Here is a 20,455-nt window from a genome sequence, read left to right on the forward strand (position 1 = left end):
TTAAAATTCTTCCTCTGTCACTCGAAATTGTTGATTAAAATGCAATTTCCCCTGAAATAAGAGATTAGCCATCCACTCATTCCTGGTAATTCCATCAGGATGATGGTTATCAAAAATCAGTTCTATTCCATTTATTGTAATAGCTATTCCCTCATGGCGACCATTAGTAGAAATAGCTTCTGTCGGATTACTATCATCAAAAATGAAGCAGTCTGGGCCTGTAGCCTTGCCTGTGAATAGTTTAATGCGCTTACCGTGAATACCTTGAGATAGTAAGTAATCTTTGAGTTCTAGGGTACATTCAACACATTTAAGGTTTTCGTATTTGCTGGCGATCGATCTCAGTACCAAAAGTTGTTCAGCATTAATTTGGGTAATATCTAACTCCTTTTTAAAGCTATGAGTAACATCTTACGCTTTTTCGGAGTGATTTATAACGACCTGATGTGGTACAGGACTTTCTCCATTACAGAATTTTTCAAATAACTCAAAAAACTTCTCTAAAGCCTCTCTTTCATCTGCCGAATAAAAGAGAATAATACTATCCCATCCGTGAGATGAAGTAATATTATATCTTTGCTGTATCCACTCTTGAAACCCGTTAAATTCCCCTTCTTGCTCTGTTCGAGGTAAGCCAAGTTCCATTCGAGCCATACCATATCCGTCTAACAGCATTCGCAGACGGGTAATCGAACTTTTACCTAAATACATACCCGGTCTTTGCTTAATTCTTTCCAGCAGATCGTAGAGATATTCAGTTTTGACATTTAGAATGTTTTGAGTAACTTCTGTAGTCATAAAATTATTACCTTTTAAAAAGATTCTTCTGTTATTTGAAACTGCTGACCAAATAATATCTTACTATGAAATTGCAAATTTGCCAGCCATTGATTTTTAGGCATTCCTTCTGGATGATGGTTATCAAAAATAGTTTCTATACCGTCGATCGCAATTGCAATTCCTTCATGGCGACCATTAACTGAAATAGCATCTCCTGGGATACTATCATCATAAATACGGCTGTCCCAACTTGCGCCATCACCAGTGTATAGTTTGATGCGCTTCCCATGAATACCTTGAGATATTAAGTAATCCTCGATCGCACTAGCACATTCAACACATTTAAGGTTTTCGTGTTGGCTGGCGATCGATCTTACGACTAAAAGCTGTTCAGCATTAATTTGCGTAATATCTAACTCCTTTTTAAAGCTATGAGTAACATCTTACGCTTTTTCGGAGTGATTCATAACGACCTGATGTGGTAAAGGACTTTCTCCATTACAGAATTTTTCAAATAACTCAAAAAACTTCTCTAAAGCATCTCTTTCATCTGCTGAATAAAAGAGAATAATACTATCCCATCCGTGAGACGAAGTAATGCTAAATCTTTCTTGTATCCACTCTTGAAACCCGTTAAATTCTTGTTCTTGCTCTGTTCGAGGTAAGCCTAGATCTTCTCTTGCACCCATGTATCCATCTAAAAACGATCGCAGACGAGAAATTGAACGTTTGCCTAAGTACATTCCTGGGCGTTTTTTAATTTCTTGTAACATCTCATAGAGATATTCAGACTTAACTTCTGTGATTCTCTGAAGAATTTCTGTCATAATACTTTCCTCTAAAATTCTTCTTCTGTTACTTGAAAATCTTGATCCAAATGTAGTTTACCATAAAATAACAAATTATTCATCCATTCATCTCTAGGAACTCCATTAGGGTGATGATTATCAAAAACTATTTCTACTGCGTCGATCAAAATTACAATACCTTGATGGCAACCATTTAAGGAAATAGGTTCTCCTGGGACGCTATCATCATAAATGTAGCTACTTCGACCCATAGTTGTTCCTGTGAAAAGTTTGATGCGCTTCCCATGAATACCTTGAGATATTAAGTAATCTTCGATCGCACTAGCACATTCAACACATTTAAGATTTTCGTGTTGACTGGCGATCGATCTAACTACCAAAAGTTGTTCAGCATTAATCTGAGTAATATTTAACTCCTTATTTTATTTTCAATATTGCCTAACAACATCTGGCGATTCGACAGCAGGATTTATAACTACAAATTGTTCGGGAAAAAGGATCACATTTTCGTAGTCGAAACCTCCCACCCACCTGTCATCGGGAATGGCAAGATCGACGGCATAACCTTCTTGAGGTTCTTCATAGCATTCTACTATTGTTCCTAGTATTCCTTTGGGAATGATTCTATTGTCAAAATCTACAGAAATATCTACCAAAGTTTTGATTTCATCGTATATTTTTGCTTTCATTTTGATTTATCCTATTCTTGAGAAACTTTGAGCCAGTTTGTGATTAACCTGGGAATATCTCTGTTGTTATCAATCTGCCATTTAGTGACAAGGGTTCCTTCTCCTCCATTTGGCCCTTTAATTTGTACCATTACCTGAAATCGAACTCCAAAAACACTGGATTGATCTTCGGTAGCAGGTGCGTTAGACAGACTTTGACGTAGCTGATTAATTACGTCTTGTGCAGCAGCACTACGACTCTGCGAACTTTCCATATCATATCCAATTGCTGCAAATGCCATCCACTTGCCTTTGTTCTTAGGATTATTTGGGTTCATCGAATATTCCGCAAATTTGCGCGGATCTATTTCGGCATCCTGCGCCCTTGGTAAGGGGTCGCCAGGGTTCCAATTTTGACACATACACACCACCGCACCAAAACTTACCAGGTACTATAAGCTACACTAGGTTATTGTGCATCCTATATTAATATTAGGTAAAAAAAGCACTTACTTTTTAATAGCCCTGAAGTCAGTTTAGATTTTGAGTAGCTCAAATGAATCTAGCGAATAATGATAGACCCAAAATTTTAATAAATATAGACGTAGGTAATGAAATTATACCTGAAGGATATCTGCGAATAAAAGATATTAAAGTATTGCCTGAAATGCAACAAAGAGCTTTATTTAAGAATGTCGAAGAAATTAAGCAATTGACTCCTGACGAACAACTAGATGAGCTTACTAATAAGTATTATGTAAAGCTTTACGAACAAATGCTAGAACTGAGCGAACCTCCACCAGTAACAGTTTATTTGGTAGATGAAGATCTTATTTTAGTCGATGGTTTTAATAGACTCTTAGCTAGTAAAAACGCTGGTCGTCAAAGCATTCCTGCAATTGTTATGCAAGGCACGAAAGAAGATGCTTTAAGAGTAAGTTGTAGGAGCAATGGTTTCCATAATCAAAATTTGTTAGACGAAGACAAAAGACGTTGTTTTATTACTTATTTTGATACTTTGAGTAAAGAAGAACAAAAGGATTTATGTTCACCTTCACAGAGAAACAAGCGGAAATTATCTGGAAAAAAAGTTGATGAGCAGTCATCGGACGCTGAATTAACAGGTTTATTGTATTTTACACATAATGGCAATATCAGGAGATGGTGTGAAAAAATTGAAAAAGGGGAAGAACTAACGACAATGCTTGATCCAAAAAAGAAAGACGAATCCTATATGAAAAAGTGGGTGTACTTATGGGAAAATGCTCGCGTTCCTGAATATGGTCATAACACAATGAATAAAACTTACAGCATTTCATTGGCTAAAGCAACTTGTTTTGAAAACGAAAATGAACTAGATCGATGGATACGAATTATTGAACGTAAAAAGCAAGTGATTATATACGGTCCACCAGGTACAGGTAAGACCTTCTTGGCAAAAGAGTTAGCTAAACACTTAACTGAAACTGGGGACGAGGGCAAGGGCGATCGCTGGGATATAGTACAATTTCATCCATCCTATTCTTATGAAGATTTCATCCAAGGTATTCGTCCTGAAATAGATAATAACAATTCACAAAATGAAACAAATAAAGATGAGCAATTAACAAGACAAGCTAATGGGCTAATCAAGTATAAATGGGAAAATGGTAGATTTTTGAAATTTTGTGAACCTGCTAAAGATGAGAAAAATAAGACTAAGACTTATGTTTTAATCATTGATGAAATTAACCGCGCAAATCTTTCTAGCGTATTTGGTGAATTAATGTATTTGCTTGAATATCGTGATGAAGAAATCAAACTAGCTGGCAATGGCGAACTATTTGGAATCCCGAAAAATGTTCTGATTATTGGCACTATGAATACAGCCGATCGCTCTGTCTCTCCCATAGATAATGCTCTGCGGCGACGCTTTGCATTTCTTCATCTTCCTCCAAATACTAAGATTTTGTATTCCCATTATCAGGAAACAAACTTTCCTGTAGAAAAGTTAGAAGAAGCTTTAAATTTGGTGAATAGTAAAATTACAGATGAAAACTTTAAACTTGGAGTATCTTTCTTTTTAAATCTGGGGACTAAAAATAAAGACAATAAAGACAAAAACCAAGAAGATTACATCAAAGACATTGAGGATATCTGGAAAATGGAAATAGAGCCATATCTCAAAGCTAATTCATTTATTAATAAGGAATTAAGTAAATTAACATGGGATGAAAAAATTTATGAATATTTTCCTAAACAGAACAGAAGTGATTGAGTTAACAGAGTATCAAACTATAGAGTTCCCCAAAGACAAAGATCCATTTATGGATAGGGATCGCGCCTGGAATTTATTGTGGGAGAAATACCGAAAAGAAGTAGAAGTAGAATTTCCCTCACGAAAAACAGATGGGCAATGGCAAATAAAATCAAAGGGATGGGTAGGCTATATACCATTAACTCCAGAAATTATCCTCTACTTAAAACCGAAAGTAAAAGTATCAAATATCTTTGAAATGTGGGAGTATGCTTATAATCTCAATAGCTTTCAGATTCTTGAGGGAGAAATAAATTGTCAAACTATAGAGGGTTTTTACAGCCGGATAGCTAATGTATTGGCTAAACGAATTATAGACAGAGAACGTCAAGGATTATACCGCGCTTATGTGCCAAAAACAGATTATTTAACTTTTGTTCGCGGACGAATAGATATCCAAAATGCTATTCAAAAACCTTGGAGTATTAAGCTGAAATGCCATTACGACGAACAGACAGTTGATATTGAAGATAATCAAATACTTGCTTGGACACTTGATATTATTATTCATAACAGTTTGTGGACAGAACAAGTTCCAGTTCCACCATCAGTCCGCCAAGCATATCACGCTTTACAAGGATTAGTGACGATCAAGGAATTTCAGCCAGAAGATTGTATTGGGAGAAATTACAATTATCTTAACCAAGATTATCAATTATTACATTCACTTTGCCGATTCTTTCTTGAAAGTGCAGGGCCAAGTCATCAAATAGGCGATCGCACCATGCTACCCTTTCTAATTGACATGGCAAAACTCTATGAACTTTTTGTCGCTGAATGGCTAAAACAACGGTTCAACAAATGGCTAAAACAACGGTTCAACGAACACCTTGCCAACTACTCGATTGAATCTCAAGAAGAAAAAAGCCACGGTAATATAAAATTCAAACCAGATATAGTTATCTATAATCCAGCAAAAAAACCATGTTACATACTTGATACCAAATATAAAATCCCAGATTCCATTGAATTCCGTGATGTTGCCCAAGTAATAGCCTACGCCGTATTAATCGATTGTCCTGAAGCAGTTTTGGTTTATCCAAAGCACCACAAGCAACTAGATATACAAGTTGGAAACATTCGAGTTCGTAGCTTAACCTTTTCTCTAGATGATGACAATCTCGAACAAGCTGGTTATAAATTTCTTGACCAGTTATTTCCTAACTCTGCAAAAGATTGATTTAAGTGTTAGACGGTTGGCTCATAAGTTTATTAATGAGCGATCGCTTACTTTGTGAACAATTAAGCGATCGCCTTTTGGATAGTATGAAACTTTTACAACAAGTTCAGCTTTGAATTTAGGAATTTTGTTGTTCAAATCTAGCCAAAAGTTCCTCACGGGATAATTGCAGTAGCAAAGGAGTAAATTCTTCTGGTGGTAATAATAGTAGGCGATCGATCGCAGATGAAAGTTCAGCATCTAAAGAACCAAAACGTACTCGCAACAAGTTTTCCACCACCAAACGTTCTCCTTGCTGCATTCCTTGTTGCATTCCTTGCTGTATTCCTTGCTGCATTGCTTGTTCTCGATCTTGCTGATAAAGGGGTGCTAATCTCATAATTAACTCTCGATCTTCCTCTTGAATTTAATTTGCTTTCCCATTAGGAATTTTGTGATTCAAACCTAGCAATAAGTTCCTCACGGGATAAATTAGACAATTGCAACAAGATTGTGCTTAACTCTTCTGGTGGTAATGATAGTAGGCGATCGATTACAGATAAAAGTTCTGCATCTAAAGAACCAAAACGTACTCGCAACAAGTTCTCCACCACCAAGCGTTCTCCCTCCTGAACTCCTTGCTGCATTGCTTGTTCTCGATCTTGTTGATAAAGGGGTGCTAATCTCATAATTAACTCTCGATCTTCTTCGTCTTGAACTTGAACTTGATTTGCTTGCAAGTTTCGTTGCAAGTTGTATAACAATTCTAGCGCCGCTGCACGATATGGGTTATTAACAGGAAGTGATTCTAATTCATCAATTGCCCGTTTTTGTACATTTCCTTTACCGAGAATTCTTAACCATAGTGTGTCTGTGGTGGGGGGTAATTGGTGAACTGCGATAATTGCACTCCTGAAATAGGATGGTAGAAAGTAGATCCCTGTTACCCAATCTTGATTAGGAATTGCACCAAATTGTGATAACAAATTTTCTGATGCTGTGGGGGTAATAATCCATAATCTTGGTAAGTCTGATTCTTGTAATCGAGTGTTATTTCGATTTGCTTCTCGGCGTAATTCACCTCTGACTTCTAATATTTTTAACAAACAATCGCCTATTTCTTCGTCGCTTGCTGCATTGCGATATGGTTCAAAAATGGAGATAGTTGTTGCCAATCTTCCTAGTAAACCCAAAGCTTCTGGAGGAGAGTTTTGCTGAGAGTTGGGAGCAAACCAAACATCAATTTCTCTGACTTCTCCAGCTACTCGACGGGGTGCTTGAACTACTCCATAAGGTGTTAGTAATTTCTCTAAGTAATCTTTGGCAAATTGGTCGTGAATAAATCGGGTCATTGGGTGTAGATTTTGCGGGAAACTGCCCTGTTTATTAAATATTTTATCAAGTGAGATACGCGCTTCGCGCACAATTGTGAACGCCCTTTTTTAATCCACCCTTTACTTTGTCAAGCTTACTCAAATTCCGGCGACCACAAATCAGAAATTGCTAACTCCCACCCTGGTAATAAATCGGGGATAGTTAAAACGTCACCATCACCCAAAATTACCACATCTTGACCTAAGCGATATACTTCAACAATATGCTTTTCTGGATTAATTAAAATGCCAATTCTAGTTCCCAAACTTAGAAAGTCCTCAATCTTTTTTCTTAAAGCTTTGAGACTGTCGTTAGGAGATTTTACCTCTACCATTAAATCAGGAGCTAATTCAGCAAAAGAACGAGGACTTTTCCGCAATCTTTTTGCTAAAACAAAAGACACATCAGGTGCGCGGATATCTGAATTTGGCAGAATGAAACCAGCATTAGAACCAGTTACTCGACCTAGCTTACGCGGTTTCACCCAGTTTAACAACTGAGTAGCAAATTCAAAAGCAACTTCTGCTGATTCATAACCTGATGGACTCATAACAATGATGTTCCCGTCAACTAGTTCCATGCGATAATCTGGATGTTCTGCTTGTAGTTTCTCCAAGTCTTTAATTGTTAAAGAGGACATAGAAACTCCTTTAGCGATCGAATTTTATCTATACATTTTTTACCGCTTTTTTCTTTTGGTCGCAAGTTGTAAATGTTGTTTTTAGGAACCTAAACACGATCTAAACCCAGTGGATTCTCAGCTTGCCCCGCTTCACAGATGTTGCAAAGTCCAAAAAACTCTAATGTGTGATAGAAAATCTTAAATTTGTAAGAATTGTGCAGTTGAGTTTCTAATTCTTGAACTGGACATTCATCTAATGAAATAGATATGCCACATTGTAAACAGGTGAGATGGTGTTTGTCTTGGTGAACACAGCTATAAAGTGATTCGCCGTTGGATAGCATTCTTACCTGAAGTGCGCCTTCCCGTTTCAAGGCTTCTAAAGCACGGTAAACTGTAGCCAAGCTCATGCCTTGGTTCTGATTTCGCAATTCTACATAGATATCCTGGGCGGATATTGCTCGGTTGACGTTTTGGAGAAAATTTAATATTCTTTTTTGGCTGCGTGTATGTTGTGTTTTCATTCGTATTATCCCAGTTTGAACCAGACTCCGTGCCTTTTTTCTACGCTATCTCAAATAGCTTAGTTATTAGATTAACTATCGGGAGTCGAGTACCACTCTAAAATAAAAAGGCTGGCACATTAACTATTATCGGTGAGGATAGGATAATGAAATATCATGCTCGCATCTATGTTACCCTGCGACCTTCGGTTTTAGACCCTGCTGGTGTAGCGGTGCAGTCGGGGTTGAAGCACATGGGTTATGAGAATGTGGAACAGGTGAGAATAGGAAAGTACATTGAACTAACTATCACTGCTGAGTCGGAAGATGCTGCAAAACAGCAGCTTGATATAATTTGCGATCGCTTATTAGCAAACGTAGTGATTGAAAATTATCGTTTTGAGTTAACTGAGGTTTCTACTCCTGTGGAGGCGAAAGTATGAAGTTTGGGGTGTTAGTTTTTCCGGGTTCAAATTGCGATCGCGATGTCCTCTATGTTACTCGCGATTTGCTCAAGCAACCAACTAGAATGGTTTGGCATGAAGAAACCGATATTTCCGATTTAGATGTGGTGGTAGTTCCGGGCGGTTTCAGCTACGGGGATTATTTGCGTTGTGGGGCGATCGCACGCTTCTCACCAGTAATGCAAGCTACCGTAGAACACGCAAACAAAGGTAAGTTGGTACTGGGAATTTGCAATGGTTTCCAAGTGCTAACTGAGGCGGGTTTATTACCAGGGGCGTTGGTGCGAAATCGCGATTTGCATTTTATTTGCGATCGCGTTCCCTTGCGTGTTGAACGCACAGATACAACTTGGACGCAATTTTATCAAAAAGGGGAAGTAATTACTTTGCCGATCGCTCACGGTGAAGGAAATTACTACGCCGATGCTGATACCTTGGCACGTTTAGAAGATAACGGTCAAGTATTGTTCCGTTACGAAGGTGAAAATCCCAACGGTTCTTTAAATAATATTGCTGGTATTTGCAATGAAACAGGAAATGTATTGGGAATGATGCCGCACCCAGAAAGAGCATCAGATAAAATGTTAGGAGGAACCGATGGATTGAAGTTGTTTGAAGCTTTGTTAAAAGTAGCGGTGGCAGTGTGAGTTTAGAAACCCGGTTTTTGAGAAAAACCGGGTTTCTGAATCTAGTTTAGAAACCCGGTTTCTGAATCTAATGGTTTAAAAGTTTTGTTATTATATTGACGTGATCTAATATGCACTCATTAAATTGATTAAAATTTCTTGTTCAGGTATATTTAAATTACTATGCACCCTCGGAAAATTATAGTATTTCTAAGTCTTTTAGTCTTAGCTCTAACAGCGAGTATAGGTATTGCTATTTTCAATTCGCAAAACCAAGAAAAGATAACTATTGCGATCGCTGTTCCCTCCACTAATGTCGGGGAAACAATCCAAAGAACAGGCAACTCGATGTTTAGGGGAGCACAACTTTACATAAACCAAGTAAACAAGGCTGGAGGAATTCAAGGCAAGTTGCTGGAGTTAAAACGCTATGATGACCAACACAAACTGGAAGTAGCCGAAGAGGTAGCCAAAAAAATTGTTCAATCTAAAGCGATCGCCATCATCGGTCACTCTTCGAGTACCATATCTAAAGCTGCGGGAAAAATTTATCAAGACTCTGGGATTCCAGCCATCAGTGGTTCAGCTACAGCTGATACAGTAACCGAGGGCAATGATTGGTATTTTCGCACGATTTTTGCTGACAGTTATCAGGGGAGATTTATCGCGCATTACCTGAAACAGGTGTTAGGGTATTCCAAAATTTGCCTCATCCACAGTGACGATACTTATGGTTTAGGTTTAGGTCAAACAATTGAAGCAACTTTCCGAGAATTGGGAGGAAACATCGTAACCAAATGGCAGTTAGATCCTAGCCAAAATAAAGCTACAGATGAACTCATAATTCAGCAATTAAAAAAACTCAAAGAGCTGGGTCAAGCTCCAGAAGCAGTTGTCTTTGCTACTAATCGCGATCAAGTGATAAACTTGATTGCCCAAATGACACGGCAAAATCTGAAAATCCCCCTGTTTGGCGCTGACGATCTCGGTGATATAGGTAATGAAAAAACCTTTGCCAACCTGCCTGAAGAACGTAACAATAAAGGCTTCTTTACAAACGGTTTATATGCTACAGCCCCAATCATCTATGATGTGGCTAACGATCAAGCCCAAAAACTTAGGAGAACATTTGAAGAGATTCATAAAGATGCTCCAGGTTGGTATGTTGCTTCCTATTATGATACTGCCAGCGCAGTTGTAGAAGCAATTAAGCGGACTTTATTGACGAACAAAGACCTACCCAAAACGGCTTTTACTGGCAAAAACATCAAACAAGACCGCTACTTGGTAAGAGAAGGTTTAGCTGCTATCAACAGTCCAGAAACAGCGATTCAAGGAACGAGAATATTTTACTTTGATGCTCAACGGAATGCTGTTGCTCCTATGGCAGTAGGACGCTTTGACAAAACTAATCTAGTTTCGGCTTTTATCCAACTGCAAACCATTCCAAATCTCAGGACAGTTCCCAATCTAGAAGCACAAATCAAAGCTGGGAATATCTTGCAAATAGGACAGCAATACCTGCAAAAAACTGATGTCGTTTATGTAGGTATGGATATTAATCAGGTTAGCAACCTCGACGAAAAAACCTCTACCTATTTGATGGATTGTTACCTATGGTTTAGATATAAAGGTAACGTAAATGCTGAAAAAATAGAATTCCTCAACTATGGGGTAAATCGGCTAAATTCGGGACAAAAGTTAACTTTGGATGTACCAGTACAGGCATTGCCAGAGCAGGGAGTAAAGCATAAGGTATATCGGATAAAAGCCGATTTCCATGAAGAGTTTGATTTTCACAATTACCCTTTTGATGAACAGAATTTATCGATTAGATTTCGTCACGCTAACCTCACCAGAGATAAGCTGATTTATGCGATCGACTTTGTGGGAATGCGCGATAAATCCAGTCATAAAATAACTAAGGAATGGAAACAGCAGGTTTTTAACGAAATTAGCGCTTGGATTCCGCAAAATATATCCTTTTACCAGGATACCTTAATTAATGAATCTAGCTTAGGCTATCGCGAAGTTATCGATACCAACTCCAATTTGGAATACTCCCGGTTCAATGTCGTCATCGATATCAAGCGAGACTTACTCAGCTTCAGTATTAAAAATTTACTCCCCTTGTGGTTCTTTGTAGCTGTCGCTTACGCATTATTTTTTCTTCCCTTCGAGCATTTTTCTGCCGATCTATTAATTGGTTTGCTTCTCGCCATTGTCTTTTACCATTTAAGCTTACTACAAGCTTTGCCAGATGGAGTGGGTTATGTTGTTGCCCTCGACTATGCCTTTTATATAGTTTACCTATTACTAGGTTTAGAATTACTGATAGTAATAATAGGACATAAAAAGAGTTTTCAAAACAGTGAACTCAAGCTTAGTAAATTAATCATGCTTGGAAGGATAGTTTTTCCAGGAATTATTTTAGCAGCCTGTAGCCTGTTTTACTGGCTGTATTTCTTATAAATTTGATGATTTTAGAGTATTTAGTTAACTCTTAAATTTCGCACTTCCTCCAAATTTAATCCGGTTGTTTGACTGATAGTTTGGTCATCTAATCCTACATCAATTAATCGCTTGGCAATTTCTATTGATTTTTGTTTTACTGCTTGATTAACCGCCCTTGTAATTGCATTTCGCTGATCTTGAATAAAGATTTCTCGCTTTTCTAAATCTTCCAATTCATCACGAGTTAAATTTGCTTGGTTGGCAATTGTAAAAGCTTTCTGAATTTCAGGAACTTCTCCAATTTCCTCTGGTACTGTTTCCAAACTCCTAGCAGTTCTTAGGAAATAAATCCATTTATCAGTTAGAGTTTCTAATTCATCCAAATTTTTGTTAAACTTGGGCAATTCCACAAACACTAACTCGATATCATAGATTGAATAATCAACCAAGTAATCTTGTTCTTTAAGGGCAAAGCGAGAAATCACTTTATCCCAATTAGAAAACATTTCAAAATCGGTAATTGTCAAGGCAATTACAGGATTTAAAAGGTTATAGTTTTCTCCGGTATCAAGTTGAATTGAATAAGCTTTAGCTGCATTGTACAAGATTCGTTTTTCAAAACCTTCAACGTTCAATACTTGCATTTCAATAATTACAGTTTTGTCGCCTGTGATTTGGGCTCTCACATCTAAGTAAGTATCTTTAACGCCTCTAATTTTCGGTGCTAGATAGGGGTTGAGAATTTCTAAATCTTCAATGGTGGGATTGCTGTCATAAAGCAGAGCATTTAAAAAGCTGATTAAAATATCTTTGCTTTGTTCGGAACCAAAGATTTTCTTAAAAGCGAAGTCAGTTTTGGGATTGATAAATCTCATTGTTTATCCTCAGATTTGAGCTATTATTTTGATTTTGTCACATTTATCAAGAGGGCTACTAGTGCCAAATTTGTAGATAGATATTTAGATATCGCTACCCTGCCGACTTTATTGTAGAGGTCGTTTTAGTTAAACTAATCTTGTTTGCTTCTACCGAACGGATGAAATGGGAGGTAATCGTGCGAAAATTTTGGTTATTCCCTTTGCTGTTAAGTTTGTCTCTGGTAACAATGCCTCAGTTGGCAGTGGGACAGACGCTTGAGGAGTTGTTTGAGCAAGGCGAGGCGGCTTACAAAGCGGGAAACTACTCTCAGGCGGAAAGCATTTTTAGGAGAGTGATTCAACTCGACCCCAACAATGCTCTTGCTTACAACAATCTGGGCATTGTGCTGAGAACGCAGAAGAAACTGGAAGAAGCAGTAGCCAACTATCGCCGCGCTATCCTACTCGACCCCAACGATGCTAAAGCTTACTACAATCTGGGCAATGTGCTCTATGAGCAGAAGAAACTGGAAGAAGCAGTAGCCAACTATCGCCGCGCCATCCAACTCGACCCCAACTATGCTCCTGCTTACTACAATCTGGGCGTTGTGCTGGGAAACCAGGGGAAACTCGAAGAAGCAGTAGCCAACTATCGCCGCGCCATCCAACTCGAACCCAACTATGCTCCTGCTTACTACAATCTGGGCATAGCACTTGCACAGCAAGGCAAATTAGAAGAAGCCATTGCAGAATTTAAGAAATCTATTGCTTTAGACCCCAACTTTGCCCCAGCCCAAGAAGCCCTCAAAATAGTAGAAAGCCAGCTAACATTACAGCGCAATCCATCATCACCCAACAATAGATAATGTTTATGTGATAAAAAATCTAATCTATTGAATTAGGGAAAAGCCAAAACTTCAACAAAAAAGTTGGGTAATGAGCAAATGCAGCGCTCAATCGGGCGTTTCAATTAACGTAACTTTTCTAAATCAGAAGTATAAACCGCAAAATTAAAGTCGTCATTCACCAAGCAGAAGAAAGCAAAAATCCACTATATATGGGCGCACAGATTTCCATTATTAGATAATATGTCAATAGACAAATTTTAGCAAGAGGTTTTTTGGCAACTTTAAGAACTTTAAGATAAAAACTTATTTACAAAAATAGACTTTTGGGCGATGTATTCTCGAATTGCTAAATGCCGTAAAATCTTGGTATTTATTATCTGAGGCATAACAAATGGAATCTCGTGAATACGAATTTAGTAGTTCCCAAAACGAACTGATCAAAAACCTAGCTGATAAAATGCGCTTTGTAGCCTATTTTTTGATCGCTGCTGGGGTTCTAGGTGTGATTGGCGGAATATTCAATCTACGAGTAGGCTTAGGTAGTATCATCAATGGAGTTGTTTACATCTTAATCGGCGTTTGGACTAACAACGCTTCTTCAGCTTTCCGACGCATTGTTGAAACTACTGGAAATGACATCGAAAACTTGATGGGGGCGCTGGGTGAGTTGAGAAAACTTTACACTCTGCAATACTGGCTGTTAATAATTGCTTTGATCTTTATTGCGATCTTACTAGTGTTTACTTTGGTTTTCGGACTAGCCACTGTAAGTAGATAGAGTGTTAACAATTACCAATTGAAATGAGGTCAAACAAGTATTTTTTAGGAGTCAGAATACGGATAGTGAAAATTTTTACTTCCTGTATTCTGACTTTCAATTCCCGAAACTTTACTCCGTCGTTGTCAAACTTTGCTGTTTTACCCCGCGCATTTGCCAAATCTTCGTCACAGCAACTCCCAACAACATCGCCAATAAAATAGCAGTGAATATCGGCAACAAAATTCCTAAAATTGATAAAACAACGGAAGTTGCAGTTTCAAAGGTCGCTAAAACTGGATTACCCAAACCGCCAGTTGTAGTAGTGGAAAATAACCGAGTAATATTGGTGATTCCTTCTACAATAGCAGCAGAACCACCACCTGCGATCGCAGCCACACTCCACTGAAGTACGGGGTCAAAATGAGTAAACATTGAAGCAGTAATAATTGTCCCAGTAGCTACTGCAACTGGTGTTGCTAGAGTATCTAAAAAATGATCTAACAAAGGAATATAATAGGCAGTAACTTCGATTAAAGTAGCAATAGAAAATGCTACCAAAGCTTCATAAGTACCAATCCACTCAAACCCAGGCGAAGGTACCCAAACACCTGTCAAAGCAGCAATACTCATCGCTAAAGGTGGTACAAATACCCGAAAACCACAAGCAGCACTTAAACTAATTCCTAAACAAATTCCTAACAAAATATCCATAGAATTTTTCTCTGTAATCAGTTCAATACTAAGTGATTTTAACTTAGCAAAAATTTATTTAATTTTACATCTAACTGTTGATAGACTTATGTATAACCAATAGTACTTAATTATTCTTTTATTATAAGTAAGTTAGTGATGTAGCGGCTAAATCTATGATAGCAATCTCTTCCTATTTGCTTAATAATTTAGTCCGATAGAAAGAGTAAGCGGTGATACTAAATTGGCTAAGTTCATAGAAATAATGAAACAGCGGAGACAATCTATGACTAACCAACCTAATCCTACAATGCCAGAAGATCCCAAAGAAGCTGAACCCGGAAGAGGTGCACCTGGTAACGATCATTACGGCGTACAAACCGCACAAAATACTAATGTTAATCCACCAGATGCAGAGATTCCTTCTAATGTTGATGTAGAGCAAAACGTCGAGCAATTGGAAGCATTCAGAGACCAAGAAGAAGGTAGCGATTTAGACACCACTGCTGGTTATGTTATCGATGAATCTGGACGACTGGATAACTTTGCGATCGAACCTAAGATGTACGTAGAAGAACGCTAAAATTTAATTAATTTTGGCTGGGAGACGCGAACTCAAATTCCTCTCCCAGCTTGAGTAACAGCCATTAATTGAAATACACAGTAAAATAGAAAAGTGCATCTATCGGGATGATCAAACTCACAACAGACTAATCTGGTTACTTTGCAATACTTACTTGATCTGATTTTGCTCGCGTCTTCAAAACCATGCCAAAACTAGATTTGCCTCTGTTAATATATTTTGTGTAGTCTTCCCAGTTTCCGCAAATTCTAACGAAACGACTAACTTTACAGAGAAATATAAATTTTTGACTCTCAAATCTGTAATTTCGTTAAAGAATTTAATAATACCTCTGTGATTCTTAAGTTTTTTGACTACAGTAGTCCAAATTAGAGTATAAAATATATCATGTTCATTGCCCCAAGAGTAAGTTTAATGAATGAGGCGTTAATCAATTGTTTTAGCCAATTAATTACCAGAAATACGGGTTTGCACATTAGAGAGGAGGATAAAAATACATTAACCAAAAAACTCTGGCAAAGGATAAAATATTTACGAATATCAAATCCTGAAGATTATTATCTATTTTTAGAAGCCAAGAATGAATCTAAAACTCCTCAAGGTAAATTCGGACTCGGAAATTGGTCAGCCCAACAGGAATGGAAAGAGTTAGTATGCTTACTCACTACGGGAGAAAGTTACTTTTTTCGCGATCGAGGGCAATTTAGCTTACTTAGAACTAAAATATTACCAGAAATTATAGCGGCAAAACAGCAAAACTCAGAGGTAACAGCTAATCAAAAAAAATCTCTCAGGGTTTGGAGTGCTGGCTGTTCTACAGGAGAAGAACCTTATTCCTTAGCTATTTTAATTCAAGAATTAATTCCTAACTTAGATAATTGGAATATCTTAGTTTTGGGAACAGATATTAATTATAAAGCTATTGAGAAAGCCAAACAAGGAATTTATAATCCTTGGTCTTTTCGGTTAGTAGATCCTCATTTACAAATTGATTATTTTCAAGAGCAACAAAACGAATGGCAAATAGACGATCGAATTCGTCAGATGGTGAAATTACAACAGGGAAATTTACTAACAGATAACTTTCCTGACTATAATACAGAGATTTACGATATGGATTTGATTCTCTGTCGAAACGTTTTTGTTTACTTTGAACGCCAAGCTATTACAACAGTAGTTCAAAAATTTTATGATACCCTAGTGCCTGGTGGTTACTTAATGACAGCACACACTGAGCTTTATGGTCAGAATATGGGTGAATTTCAAGTCAATGTATTACCAGAATCAGTAATTTATCAACGCAGACAAAGTAAGCAATTAGAACCTAGTGATTCTGTGCAGCAAAAGAGCATAAAAACAGATTTATATAAAAGTTATCATTCTCATCATAGCCAAATATTTAAGAGTGAAACAGCGAAATACCAAGACAAACCTGCTGTATTAAAAGAATTACCGCAGAAAATCCAATCATCTAATTTTGCTCATCATTATGCAAATTCTCCGATCGCAAAACCAACAGAAACAGTTATCAAAAATGTATCTAATTCTGTTAATCAAAATTCATCCAATAATTTGCTCAAAGAAGCAGAAATACTATTTCAAGAAGAAGCTTATATGCCAGCAATTAACAAAGCCGAACAAGTGATTGCTTGCCATCCGCAACATTTTGCTGCTCATTACTTAATGGCGCAAGCTTATGCTAATTTAGGTCAACATAGTAAAGCTGTTTATTACTGTCAGCAAGCAATAGCAATTGATTCTTTGGCAGTACAGCCTTATCATTTATTAGCGCATATTGCTGAAGAAAAACAAGACATAGAAAAAGCCAAAATATTTTTGAGAACTATTATTTATTTGGCACCTTCTTCTGTTTCAGCATATTTGGAACTTGCGGCTATTTATGAAAAAGAAGGAAATACTAATAGAGCGAAAAAAATGTTAGCAACTGCTTTGGAACTACTCAAACAGCTACCATCCTCAGCTATGGTGGAGCAACAAAGCTCTGTAACTGCTGGTGAGTTGCTAGAATACGTCAATAAACTATTGTAAGAAAAGTTAATTGCTAATTAATTAGCGGAAACATACTATCCTAATTATACTAAAAGTCAAATCAGAAAAAATAGTTAAAAATAGGGAAGATGTGCAAACTTAAAGCAAAATCTTGTTAGGGGTGCTTCTCAAAGTGACAAATCAGCAACAAGTACAGGAATAGATTGCCACTCTGGTTAACTAAGTCCAATTATTGATTAAAGTAGAAATAGAAACCAGTATTAGTTGCTGAGCTACTGCGCTAACAGTTACTAGTAATAGTGTTTCTGCTGAGTTGGCAAATTGTAAACTTATATTGGTTCAGAAATCAAACTTTTATCTCATAAATTTAGTAAAAATACAAATAGGTTAACAATGACTAATAAACCTTATCTGATCTTTAGAATAAATAGTTCCCTCTATGGAGTGGAAGCATTTTGTGTGCAAGAAATTTTCTCTTTACCTAATTTGACACCAATTGCGGAAGCACCAGCTGATATTGTTGGTGTAGTCAATCTGCGTGGGGATATTCTACCAGTATTAGACTTAAATATGCGCTTGGGTTACGAGCAATTAGGGTATAGTTTAACAGACAGTATAATTGTTTTAGAATGGCAAGAATTTCGCTTAGGAATTATTGTGAATCAAGTCCTAGAAGTTCATAATATTTCCCTGCAAGAAATGACATCTGAACTATTCTATAAACAGGATTTGGATGTAAGGGAATCGCATTTAATAGCTGGCATTGGCAAAGTAGATGCAGATATTATCATGTTGCTGAATCATGAAAAGTTACTTTGTTATTCCGAAAATTATGAATCAATTTTAGGGAAAAGAACTTTAGAAAAAGGAGAATTTACTGAGAAATTCAGCAAAAAACAATTGCTATTTTGTCCTGAAGCAACACCAGAAGAAAAAGCAATATTAAGAGAACGTGCAGAGAATTTAAGGCAACCTACTCAAAAAGAAGATTTTACCGGATTAATTCCTTTAGCTGTGGTGGGATTAAATAATGAATATTTTGGGCTTGATTTAGCAATTGTGCGAGAATTTACTGATATTCGTCAAGTTACTCCGGTTCCCTGTTGCCCTCCGCATATTGTGGGAAATATGAATTTGCGGGGAGAAATTTTGACATTAGTTGATATTCGCACTGTGTTAAATATGCCAATATTAGGGATGGAAAATAGCAATAATATTAAAGTAATGATTATTAAAATGGATGATTTAATTGCGGGGGTGACAGTTGATGAAGTGTTTGATGTAATGTATTTGCAACCGTCGCAGATTTTACCTGTACCGACAGCAGTGCATTCAGCAAATAGTGAATATTTACGAGGTACGGCTAATTACCGTGAAAAAATGATGAGTATTTTGGACTTAGCCAAAGTTTTTCAGCAAGGTGATTTAATTGTAAATGAGGAAGTGTAATTTTATGAAATTTGATAGTATGTTTGGTAATTTAAAGCTAAGAGACAGAATTATTTTAGGGTATTCTGTACCTTTACTGTTTTCAGTTGCGATCGCCAGTGCAGTCTACTACAACGTGGGAAAAGTAGAGGCACAAAATAAAAGAGAAGTTTTGGGTTATGAAATAGTCAGAAATACAGACACGATCGCTTTGAGTTTAGCCAGGATTCAAAGGGCTGGTAGAGGTCACTTATTAAAAGCAGAACCACAAAATATTATCAGCTTTCAGGAAGCAGAAGCCTCTTTTAATAAATCAGCAGAATACTTGCAAGAAAAAGTAGAAGTTCTCAAACAGAAGCAGCGATTAGAACAAGTAATGACACTGGGAAAACAGTCAATTGAATTTAATAGAAACTTAATTAATCTAGTGAGAACTGGCAGGTTAAAAGAAGCATTAGAAAGTTATAATTCGTTAAATCGGCAAGAATTAAATCGAGAAATTGAGCAAGTGTTGAGAGAATTTGAAAAAGATGAAAAATTAATTCAACAACAAAAAAATCAAGAAACTAAAGATGCCTTAAATACTTTGAATTCAGTAGTAATTATAGGTACATTATTATCGATCGCTTTGGCTATTCCTCTAGGTTTATGGATTGCTTCTCGAATTACCCAAGCAATTAATGAAAGTGTGAGTGCGATCGCCACTTCCTCCACAGAAATTGCTGCCACAATTGAAGAACAAGAACGCGCCGCTTCCCAACAAGCCTCAGCAGTTCATCAAACTACTACCACTATTGATGAATTAGGTGTATCTTCTCGCCAATCAGCCCAACAAGCAGAAATGTCAGCTAGAGGCGCACAAGAAGCATTAGAAAAAGCTGAAGAGGGAAGTTCTGCGGTGGAATTATCTTTACAAGAAATGGCAAGTTTGAAACAAAAAGTAGAAGCGATCGCCTATCAAATTCTCAACTTAAGCGAACAAACAAATCAAATCGGCAACATTTCTACTTTAGTCAGCGAATTAGCCAACCAAACTAATATGTTAGCCTTGAATGCCGCAGTGGAAGCCGTGCGTGCTGGAGAACATGGTAAAGGTTTTGGAGTTGTGGCTAGTGAAATTCGCAAATTAGCCGATGCCAGCAAACGATCTGCTGACAAAATTAATGGCTTAGTGAGTGATATTAAAAATGCCATTAACTCTACAGTAATTGTCACTAAAGAAGGTACTAAAAGTGCTGAACAAGGAGAATTAATTGCTCAAAAAACTGCCGATGCTTTTGCCAGTATTATGGCAGAAATTAACAACGTTTATGAAAGTAGCCAACAAATTTCCTTGAACGTCAAGCAGCAAGCCACAGCGATTCAACAAGTAGCGTCAGCCATGAACTCTTTAAGTACAGCTGCTATGCAAAACGCCAGTGGAATCAGTCAAACTAAACTTGGTACTCAAAAACTCAACGAAGTTGCTGTAAATCTTAAATCAGTTGTCTAATAGTTGATACTTTTCTCGCTCAAAAAGGGCAT

The 20,455-nt window shown here is 37.2% G+C and carries 24 protein-coding genes; 11 read left to right on the forward strand and 13 right to left on the reverse strand.

What is annotated here, in order from left to right; translation table 11 throughout:
* The 7 genes from ACE1CI_RS06355 to ACE1CI_RS06385 are packed head-to-tail and all read right to left on the reverse strand — an operon-like array spanning window position 1 to window position 2,679.
* Entirely contained in the window at window positions 1–351 is a 351-nt protein-coding gene (locus ACE1CI_RS06355; protein WP_413263770.1) for a papain fold toxin domain-containing protein, read from the reverse strand.
* Window positions 352–411: 60 nt separating this feature from the next.
* Window positions 412–798, reverse strand: coding sequence for a hypothetical protein (locus ACE1CI_RS06360; RefSeq protein ID WP_413263771.1), 387 nt, complete (start codon window positions 796–798; stop codon window positions 412–414).
* A gap of 14 nt (window positions 799–812) precedes the next feature.
* Window positions 813–1,190, reverse strand: a complete 378-nt coding sequence (locus ACE1CI_RS06365) for a papain fold toxin domain-containing protein (protein ID WP_413263796.1) — start codon at window positions 1,188–1,190, stop codon at window positions 813–815.
* Between the two features lie 33 nt (window positions 1,191–1,223).
* Window positions 1,224–1,607, reverse strand: a complete 384-nt coding sequence (locus tag ACE1CI_RS06370; RefSeq protein WP_496615277.1) for a hypothetical protein — start codon at window positions 1,605–1,607, stop codon at window positions 1,224–1,226.
* A gap of 11 nt (window positions 1,608–1,618) precedes the next feature.
* Window positions 1,619–1,969, reverse strand: a complete 351-nt coding sequence (locus ACE1CI_RS06375) for a papain fold toxin domain-containing protein (RefSeq protein WP_413263773.1) — start codon at window positions 1,967–1,969, stop codon at window positions 1,619–1,621.
* A gap of 48 nt (window positions 1,970–2,017) precedes the next feature.
* Window positions 2,018–2,278, reverse strand: coding sequence for a hypothetical protein (locus ACE1CI_RS06380; protein ID WP_413263774.1), 261 nt, complete (start codon window positions 2,276–2,278; stop codon window positions 2,018–2,020).
* An 11-nt stretch (window positions 2,279–2,289) separates the two neighbouring features.
* Window positions 2,290–2,679, reverse strand: coding sequence for a DUF6883 domain-containing protein (locus ACE1CI_RS06385; protein ID WP_413263775.1), 390 nt, complete (start codon window positions 2,677–2,679; stop codon window positions 2,290–2,292).
* A gap of 134 nt (window positions 2,680–2,813) precedes the next feature.
* Here ACE1CI_RS06385 and ACE1CI_RS06390 point away from each other — a divergent pair, with 134 nt between their 5' ends.
* Both ACE1CI_RS06390 and ACE1CI_RS06395 read left to right on the forward strand, forming a co-directional pair.
* Window positions 2,814–4,514 (forward strand): AAA family ATPase, encoded by a 1,701-nt coding sequence (locus ACE1CI_RS06390; RefSeq protein ID WP_413263776.1) that lies wholly within the window; start codon window positions 2,814–2,816, stop codon window positions 4,512–4,514.
* On the forward strand, window positions 4,480–5,733 hold the full coding sequence (locus ACE1CI_RS06395) for an McrC family protein (protein ID WP_413263777.1): 1,254 nt from the start codon (window positions 4,480–4,482) through the stop codon (window positions 5,731–5,733). Before ACE1CI_RS06390 ends, ACE1CI_RS06395 begins: the two co-directional genes overlap by 35 nt.
* Before the next feature lie 118 nt (window positions 5,734–5,851).
* Here the strand turns inward: ACE1CI_RS06395 and ACE1CI_RS06400 are convergent, their stop codons facing one another.
* The 4 genes from ACE1CI_RS06400 to ACE1CI_RS06415 all read right to left on the reverse strand — a co-directional run bounded on the left by ACE1CI_RS06400 (window position 5,852) and on the right by ACE1CI_RS06415 (window position 8,232).
* Window positions 5,852–6,112 (reverse strand): hypothetical protein, encoded by a 261-nt coding sequence (locus ACE1CI_RS06400; RefSeq protein ID WP_413263778.1) that lies wholly within the window; start codon window positions 6,110–6,112, stop codon window positions 5,852–5,854.
* Window positions 6,113–6,155: 43 nt separating this feature from the next.
* On the reverse strand, window positions 6,156–7,064 hold the full coding sequence (locus tag ACE1CI_RS06405; protein ID WP_413263779.1) for an RpnC/YadD family protein: 909 nt from the start codon (window positions 7,062–7,064) through the stop codon (window positions 6,156–6,158).
* A gap of 116 nt (window positions 7,065–7,180) precedes the next feature.
* Window positions 7,181–7,726 carry a Uma2 family endonuclease gene (locus ACE1CI_RS06410; RefSeq protein WP_413263780.1) on the reverse strand — a complete coding sequence of 182 codons (546 nt, stop codon included), beginning with the start codon at window positions 7,724–7,726 and terminating at the stop codon, window positions 7,181–7,183.
* 89 nt (window positions 7,727–7,815) lie between these two features.
* Window positions 7,816–8,232, reverse strand: a complete 417-nt coding sequence (locus ACE1CI_RS06415) for a Fur family transcriptional regulator (RefSeq protein WP_413263781.1) — start codon at window positions 8,230–8,232, stop codon at window positions 7,816–7,818.
* Between the two features lie 146 nt (window positions 8,233–8,378).
* On the opposite strand from ACE1CI_RS06415, the gene purS reads away from it, so the two are divergent.
* From purS to ACE1CI_RS06430, 3 genes are all read left to right on the forward strand, one after another.
* The gene (purS, locus tag ACE1CI_RS06420; protein ID WP_413263782.1) at window positions 8,379–8,654 is read left to right on the forward strand and encodes a phosphoribosylformylglycinamidine synthase subunit PurS; all 276 of its coding nucleotides are present in this window, start codon (window positions 8,379–8,381) and stop codon (window positions 8,652–8,654) included.
* Window positions 8,651–9,322, forward strand: a complete 672-nt coding sequence (gene purQ, locus ACE1CI_RS06425; RefSeq protein ID WP_413263783.1) for a phosphoribosylformylglycinamidine synthase subunit PurQ — start codon at window positions 8,651–8,653, stop codon at window positions 9,320–9,322. Before purS ends, purQ begins: the two co-directional genes overlap by 4 nt.
* A 162-nt stretch (window positions 9,323–9,484) precedes the next feature.
* The gene (locus ACE1CI_RS06430; RefSeq protein ID WP_496615278.1) at window positions 9,485–11,773 is read left to right on the forward strand and encodes an ABC transporter substrate-binding protein; all 2,289 of its coding nucleotides are present in this window, start codon (window positions 9,485–9,487) and stop codon (window positions 11,771–11,773) included.
* 20 nt (window positions 11,774–11,793) lie between these two features.
* Here ACE1CI_RS06430 and ACE1CI_RS06435 read toward each other — a convergent pair whose 3' ends face one another.
* On the reverse strand, window positions 11,794–12,630 hold the full coding sequence (locus ACE1CI_RS06435) for an Rpn family recombination-promoting nuclease/putative transposase (protein WP_413263785.1): 837 nt from the start codon (window positions 12,628–12,630) through the stop codon (window positions 11,794–11,796).
* A gap of 140 nt (window positions 12,631–12,770) precedes the next feature.
* Between ACE1CI_RS06435 and ACE1CI_RS06440 the strand changes: the two genes are divergently transcribed.
* Together ACE1CI_RS06440 and ACE1CI_RS06445 are read left to right on the forward strand one after the other, a co-directional pair.
* Window positions 12,771–13,478 (forward strand): tetratricopeptide repeat protein, encoded by a 708-nt coding sequence (locus ACE1CI_RS06440; protein WP_413263786.1) that lies wholly within the window; start codon window positions 12,771–12,773, stop codon window positions 13,476–13,478.
* Window positions 13,479–13,851: 373 nt separating this feature from the next.
* Window positions 13,852–14,238: a DUF5362 family protein gene (locus ACE1CI_RS06445; protein ID WP_413263787.1), complete on the forward strand. Its 387-nt coding sequence runs from the start codon at window positions 13,852–13,854 to the stop codon at window positions 14,236–14,238.
* Window positions 14,239–14,349: 111 nt separating this feature from the next.
* On the opposite strand, the gene ACE1CI_RS06450 is transcribed toward ACE1CI_RS06445, so the two are convergent.
* A complete protein-coding gene (locus ACE1CI_RS06450) occupies window positions 14,350–14,931 on the reverse strand; it encodes a DUF4126 domain-containing protein (RefSeq protein WP_413263788.1) in 582 nt (193 codons plus the stop codon).
* Window positions 14,932–15,196: 265 nt separating this feature from the next.
* Here ACE1CI_RS06450 and ACE1CI_RS06455 point away from each other — a divergent pair, with 265 nt between their 5' ends.
* The 4 genes from ACE1CI_RS06455 to ACE1CI_RS06470 all read left to right on the forward strand — a co-directional run bounded on the left by ACE1CI_RS06455 (window position 15,197) and on the right by ACE1CI_RS06470 (window position 20,423).
* Entirely contained in the window at window positions 15,197–15,493 is a 297-nt protein-coding gene (locus ACE1CI_RS06455; RefSeq protein ID WP_413263789.1) for a hypothetical protein, read from the forward strand.
* Window positions 15,494–15,907: 414 nt separating this feature from the next.
* Complete coding sequence (locus tag ACE1CI_RS06460; protein WP_413263790.1) at window positions 15,908–17,542, forward strand: CheR family methyltransferase; 1,635 nt, start codon at window positions 15,908–15,910, stop codon at window positions 17,540–17,542.
* Window positions 17,543–17,896: 354 nt separating this feature from the next.
* Window positions 17,897–18,952, forward strand: a complete 1,056-nt coding sequence (locus ACE1CI_RS06465; protein ID WP_413263791.1) for a chemotaxis protein CheW — start codon at window positions 17,897–17,899, stop codon at window positions 18,950–18,952.
* A 4-nt stretch (window positions 18,953–18,956) separates the two neighbouring features.
* The gene (locus tag ACE1CI_RS06470; RefSeq protein WP_413263792.1) at window positions 18,957–20,423 is read left to right on the forward strand and encodes a methyl-accepting chemotaxis protein; all 1,467 of its coding nucleotides are present in this window, start codon (window positions 18,957–18,959) and stop codon (window positions 20,421–20,423) included.
* The last annotated feature ends 32 nt before the right edge of the window (window positions 20,424–20,455 follow it).

Source organism: Floridaenema flaviceps BLCC-F50 (assembly GCF_041929275.2).
GTDB lineage: Bacteria > Cyanobacteriota > Cyanobacteriia > Cyanobacteriales > Aerosakkonemataceae > Floridanema > Floridanema flaviceps.

Coding starts and splice junctions, on each gene's coding strand:
- ACE1CI_RS06360 (WP_413263771.1), bottom strand. CDS start 798: ATGACTACAGAAGTTACTCAAAACATTCTAAATGTCAAAACTGAATAT.
- ACE1CI_RS06370 (WP_496615277.1), bottom strand. CDS start 1,607: ATGACAGAAATTCTTCAGAGAATCACAGAAGTTAAGTCTGAATATCTC.
- ACE1CI_RS06380 (WP_413263774.1), bottom strand. CDS start 2,278: ATGAAAGCAAAAATATACGATGAAATCAAAACTTTGGTAGATATTTCT.
- ACE1CI_RS06385 (WP_413263775.1), bottom strand. CDS start 2,679: ATGTGTCAAAATTGGAACCCTGGCGACCCCTTACCAAGGGCGCAGGAT.
- ACE1CI_RS06390 (WP_413263776.1), top strand. CDS start 2,814: ATGAATCTAGCGAATAATGATAGACCCAAAATTTTAATAAATATAGAC.
- ACE1CI_RS06395 (WP_413263777.1), top strand. CDS start 4,480: ATGAATATTTTCCTAAACAGAACAGAAGTGATTGAGTTAACAGAGTAT.
- ACE1CI_RS06400 (WP_413263778.1), bottom strand. CDS start 6,112: ATGAGATTAGCACCCCTTTATCAGCAAGATCGAGAACAAGCAATGCAG.
- ACE1CI_RS06405 (WP_413263779.1), bottom strand. CDS start 7,064: ATGACCCGATTTATTCACGACCAATTTGCCAAAGATTACTTAGAGAAA.
- ACE1CI_RS06410 (WP_413263780.1), bottom strand. CDS start 7,726: ATGTCCTCTTTAACAATTAAAGACTTGGAGAAACTACAAGCAGAACAT.
- ACE1CI_RS06415 (WP_413263781.1), bottom strand. CDS start 8,232: ATGAAAACACAACATACACGCAGCCAAAAAAGAATATTAAATTTTCTC.
- purS (WP_413263782.1), top strand. CDS start 8,379: ATGAAATATCATGCTCGCATCTATGTTACCCTGCGACCTTCGGTTTTA.
- purQ (WP_413263783.1), top strand. CDS start 8,651: ATGAAGTTTGGGGTGTTAGTTTTTCCGGGTTCAAATTGCGATCGCGAT.
- ACE1CI_RS06430 (WP_496615278.1), top strand. CDS start 9,485: ATGCACCCTCGGAAAATTATAGTATTTCTAAGTCTTTTAGTCTTAGCT.
- ACE1CI_RS06435 (WP_413263785.1), bottom strand. CDS start 12,630: ATGAGATTTATCAATCCCAAAACTGACTTCGCTTTTAAGAAAATCTTT.
- ACE1CI_RS06445 (WP_413263787.1), top strand. CDS start 13,852: ATGGAATCTCGTGAATACGAATTTAGTAGTTCCCAAAACGAACTGATC.
- ACE1CI_RS06450 (WP_413263788.1), bottom strand. CDS start 14,931: ATGGATATTTTGTTAGGAATTTGTTTAGGAATTAGTTTAAGTGCTGCT.
- ACE1CI_RS06455 (WP_413263789.1), top strand. CDS start 15,197: ATGACTAACCAACCTAATCCTACAATGCCAGAAGATCCCAAAGAAGCT.
- ACE1CI_RS06460 (WP_413263790.1), top strand. CDS start 15,908: ATGAATGAGGCGTTAATCAATTGTTTTAGCCAATTAATTACCAGAAAT.
- ACE1CI_RS06465 (WP_413263791.1), top strand. CDS start 17,897: ATGACTAATAAACCTTATCTGATCTTTAGAATAAATAGTTCCCTCTAT.
- ACE1CI_RS06470 (WP_413263792.1), top strand. CDS start 18,957: ATGAAATTTGATAGTATGTTTGGTAATTTAAAGCTAAGAGACAGAATT.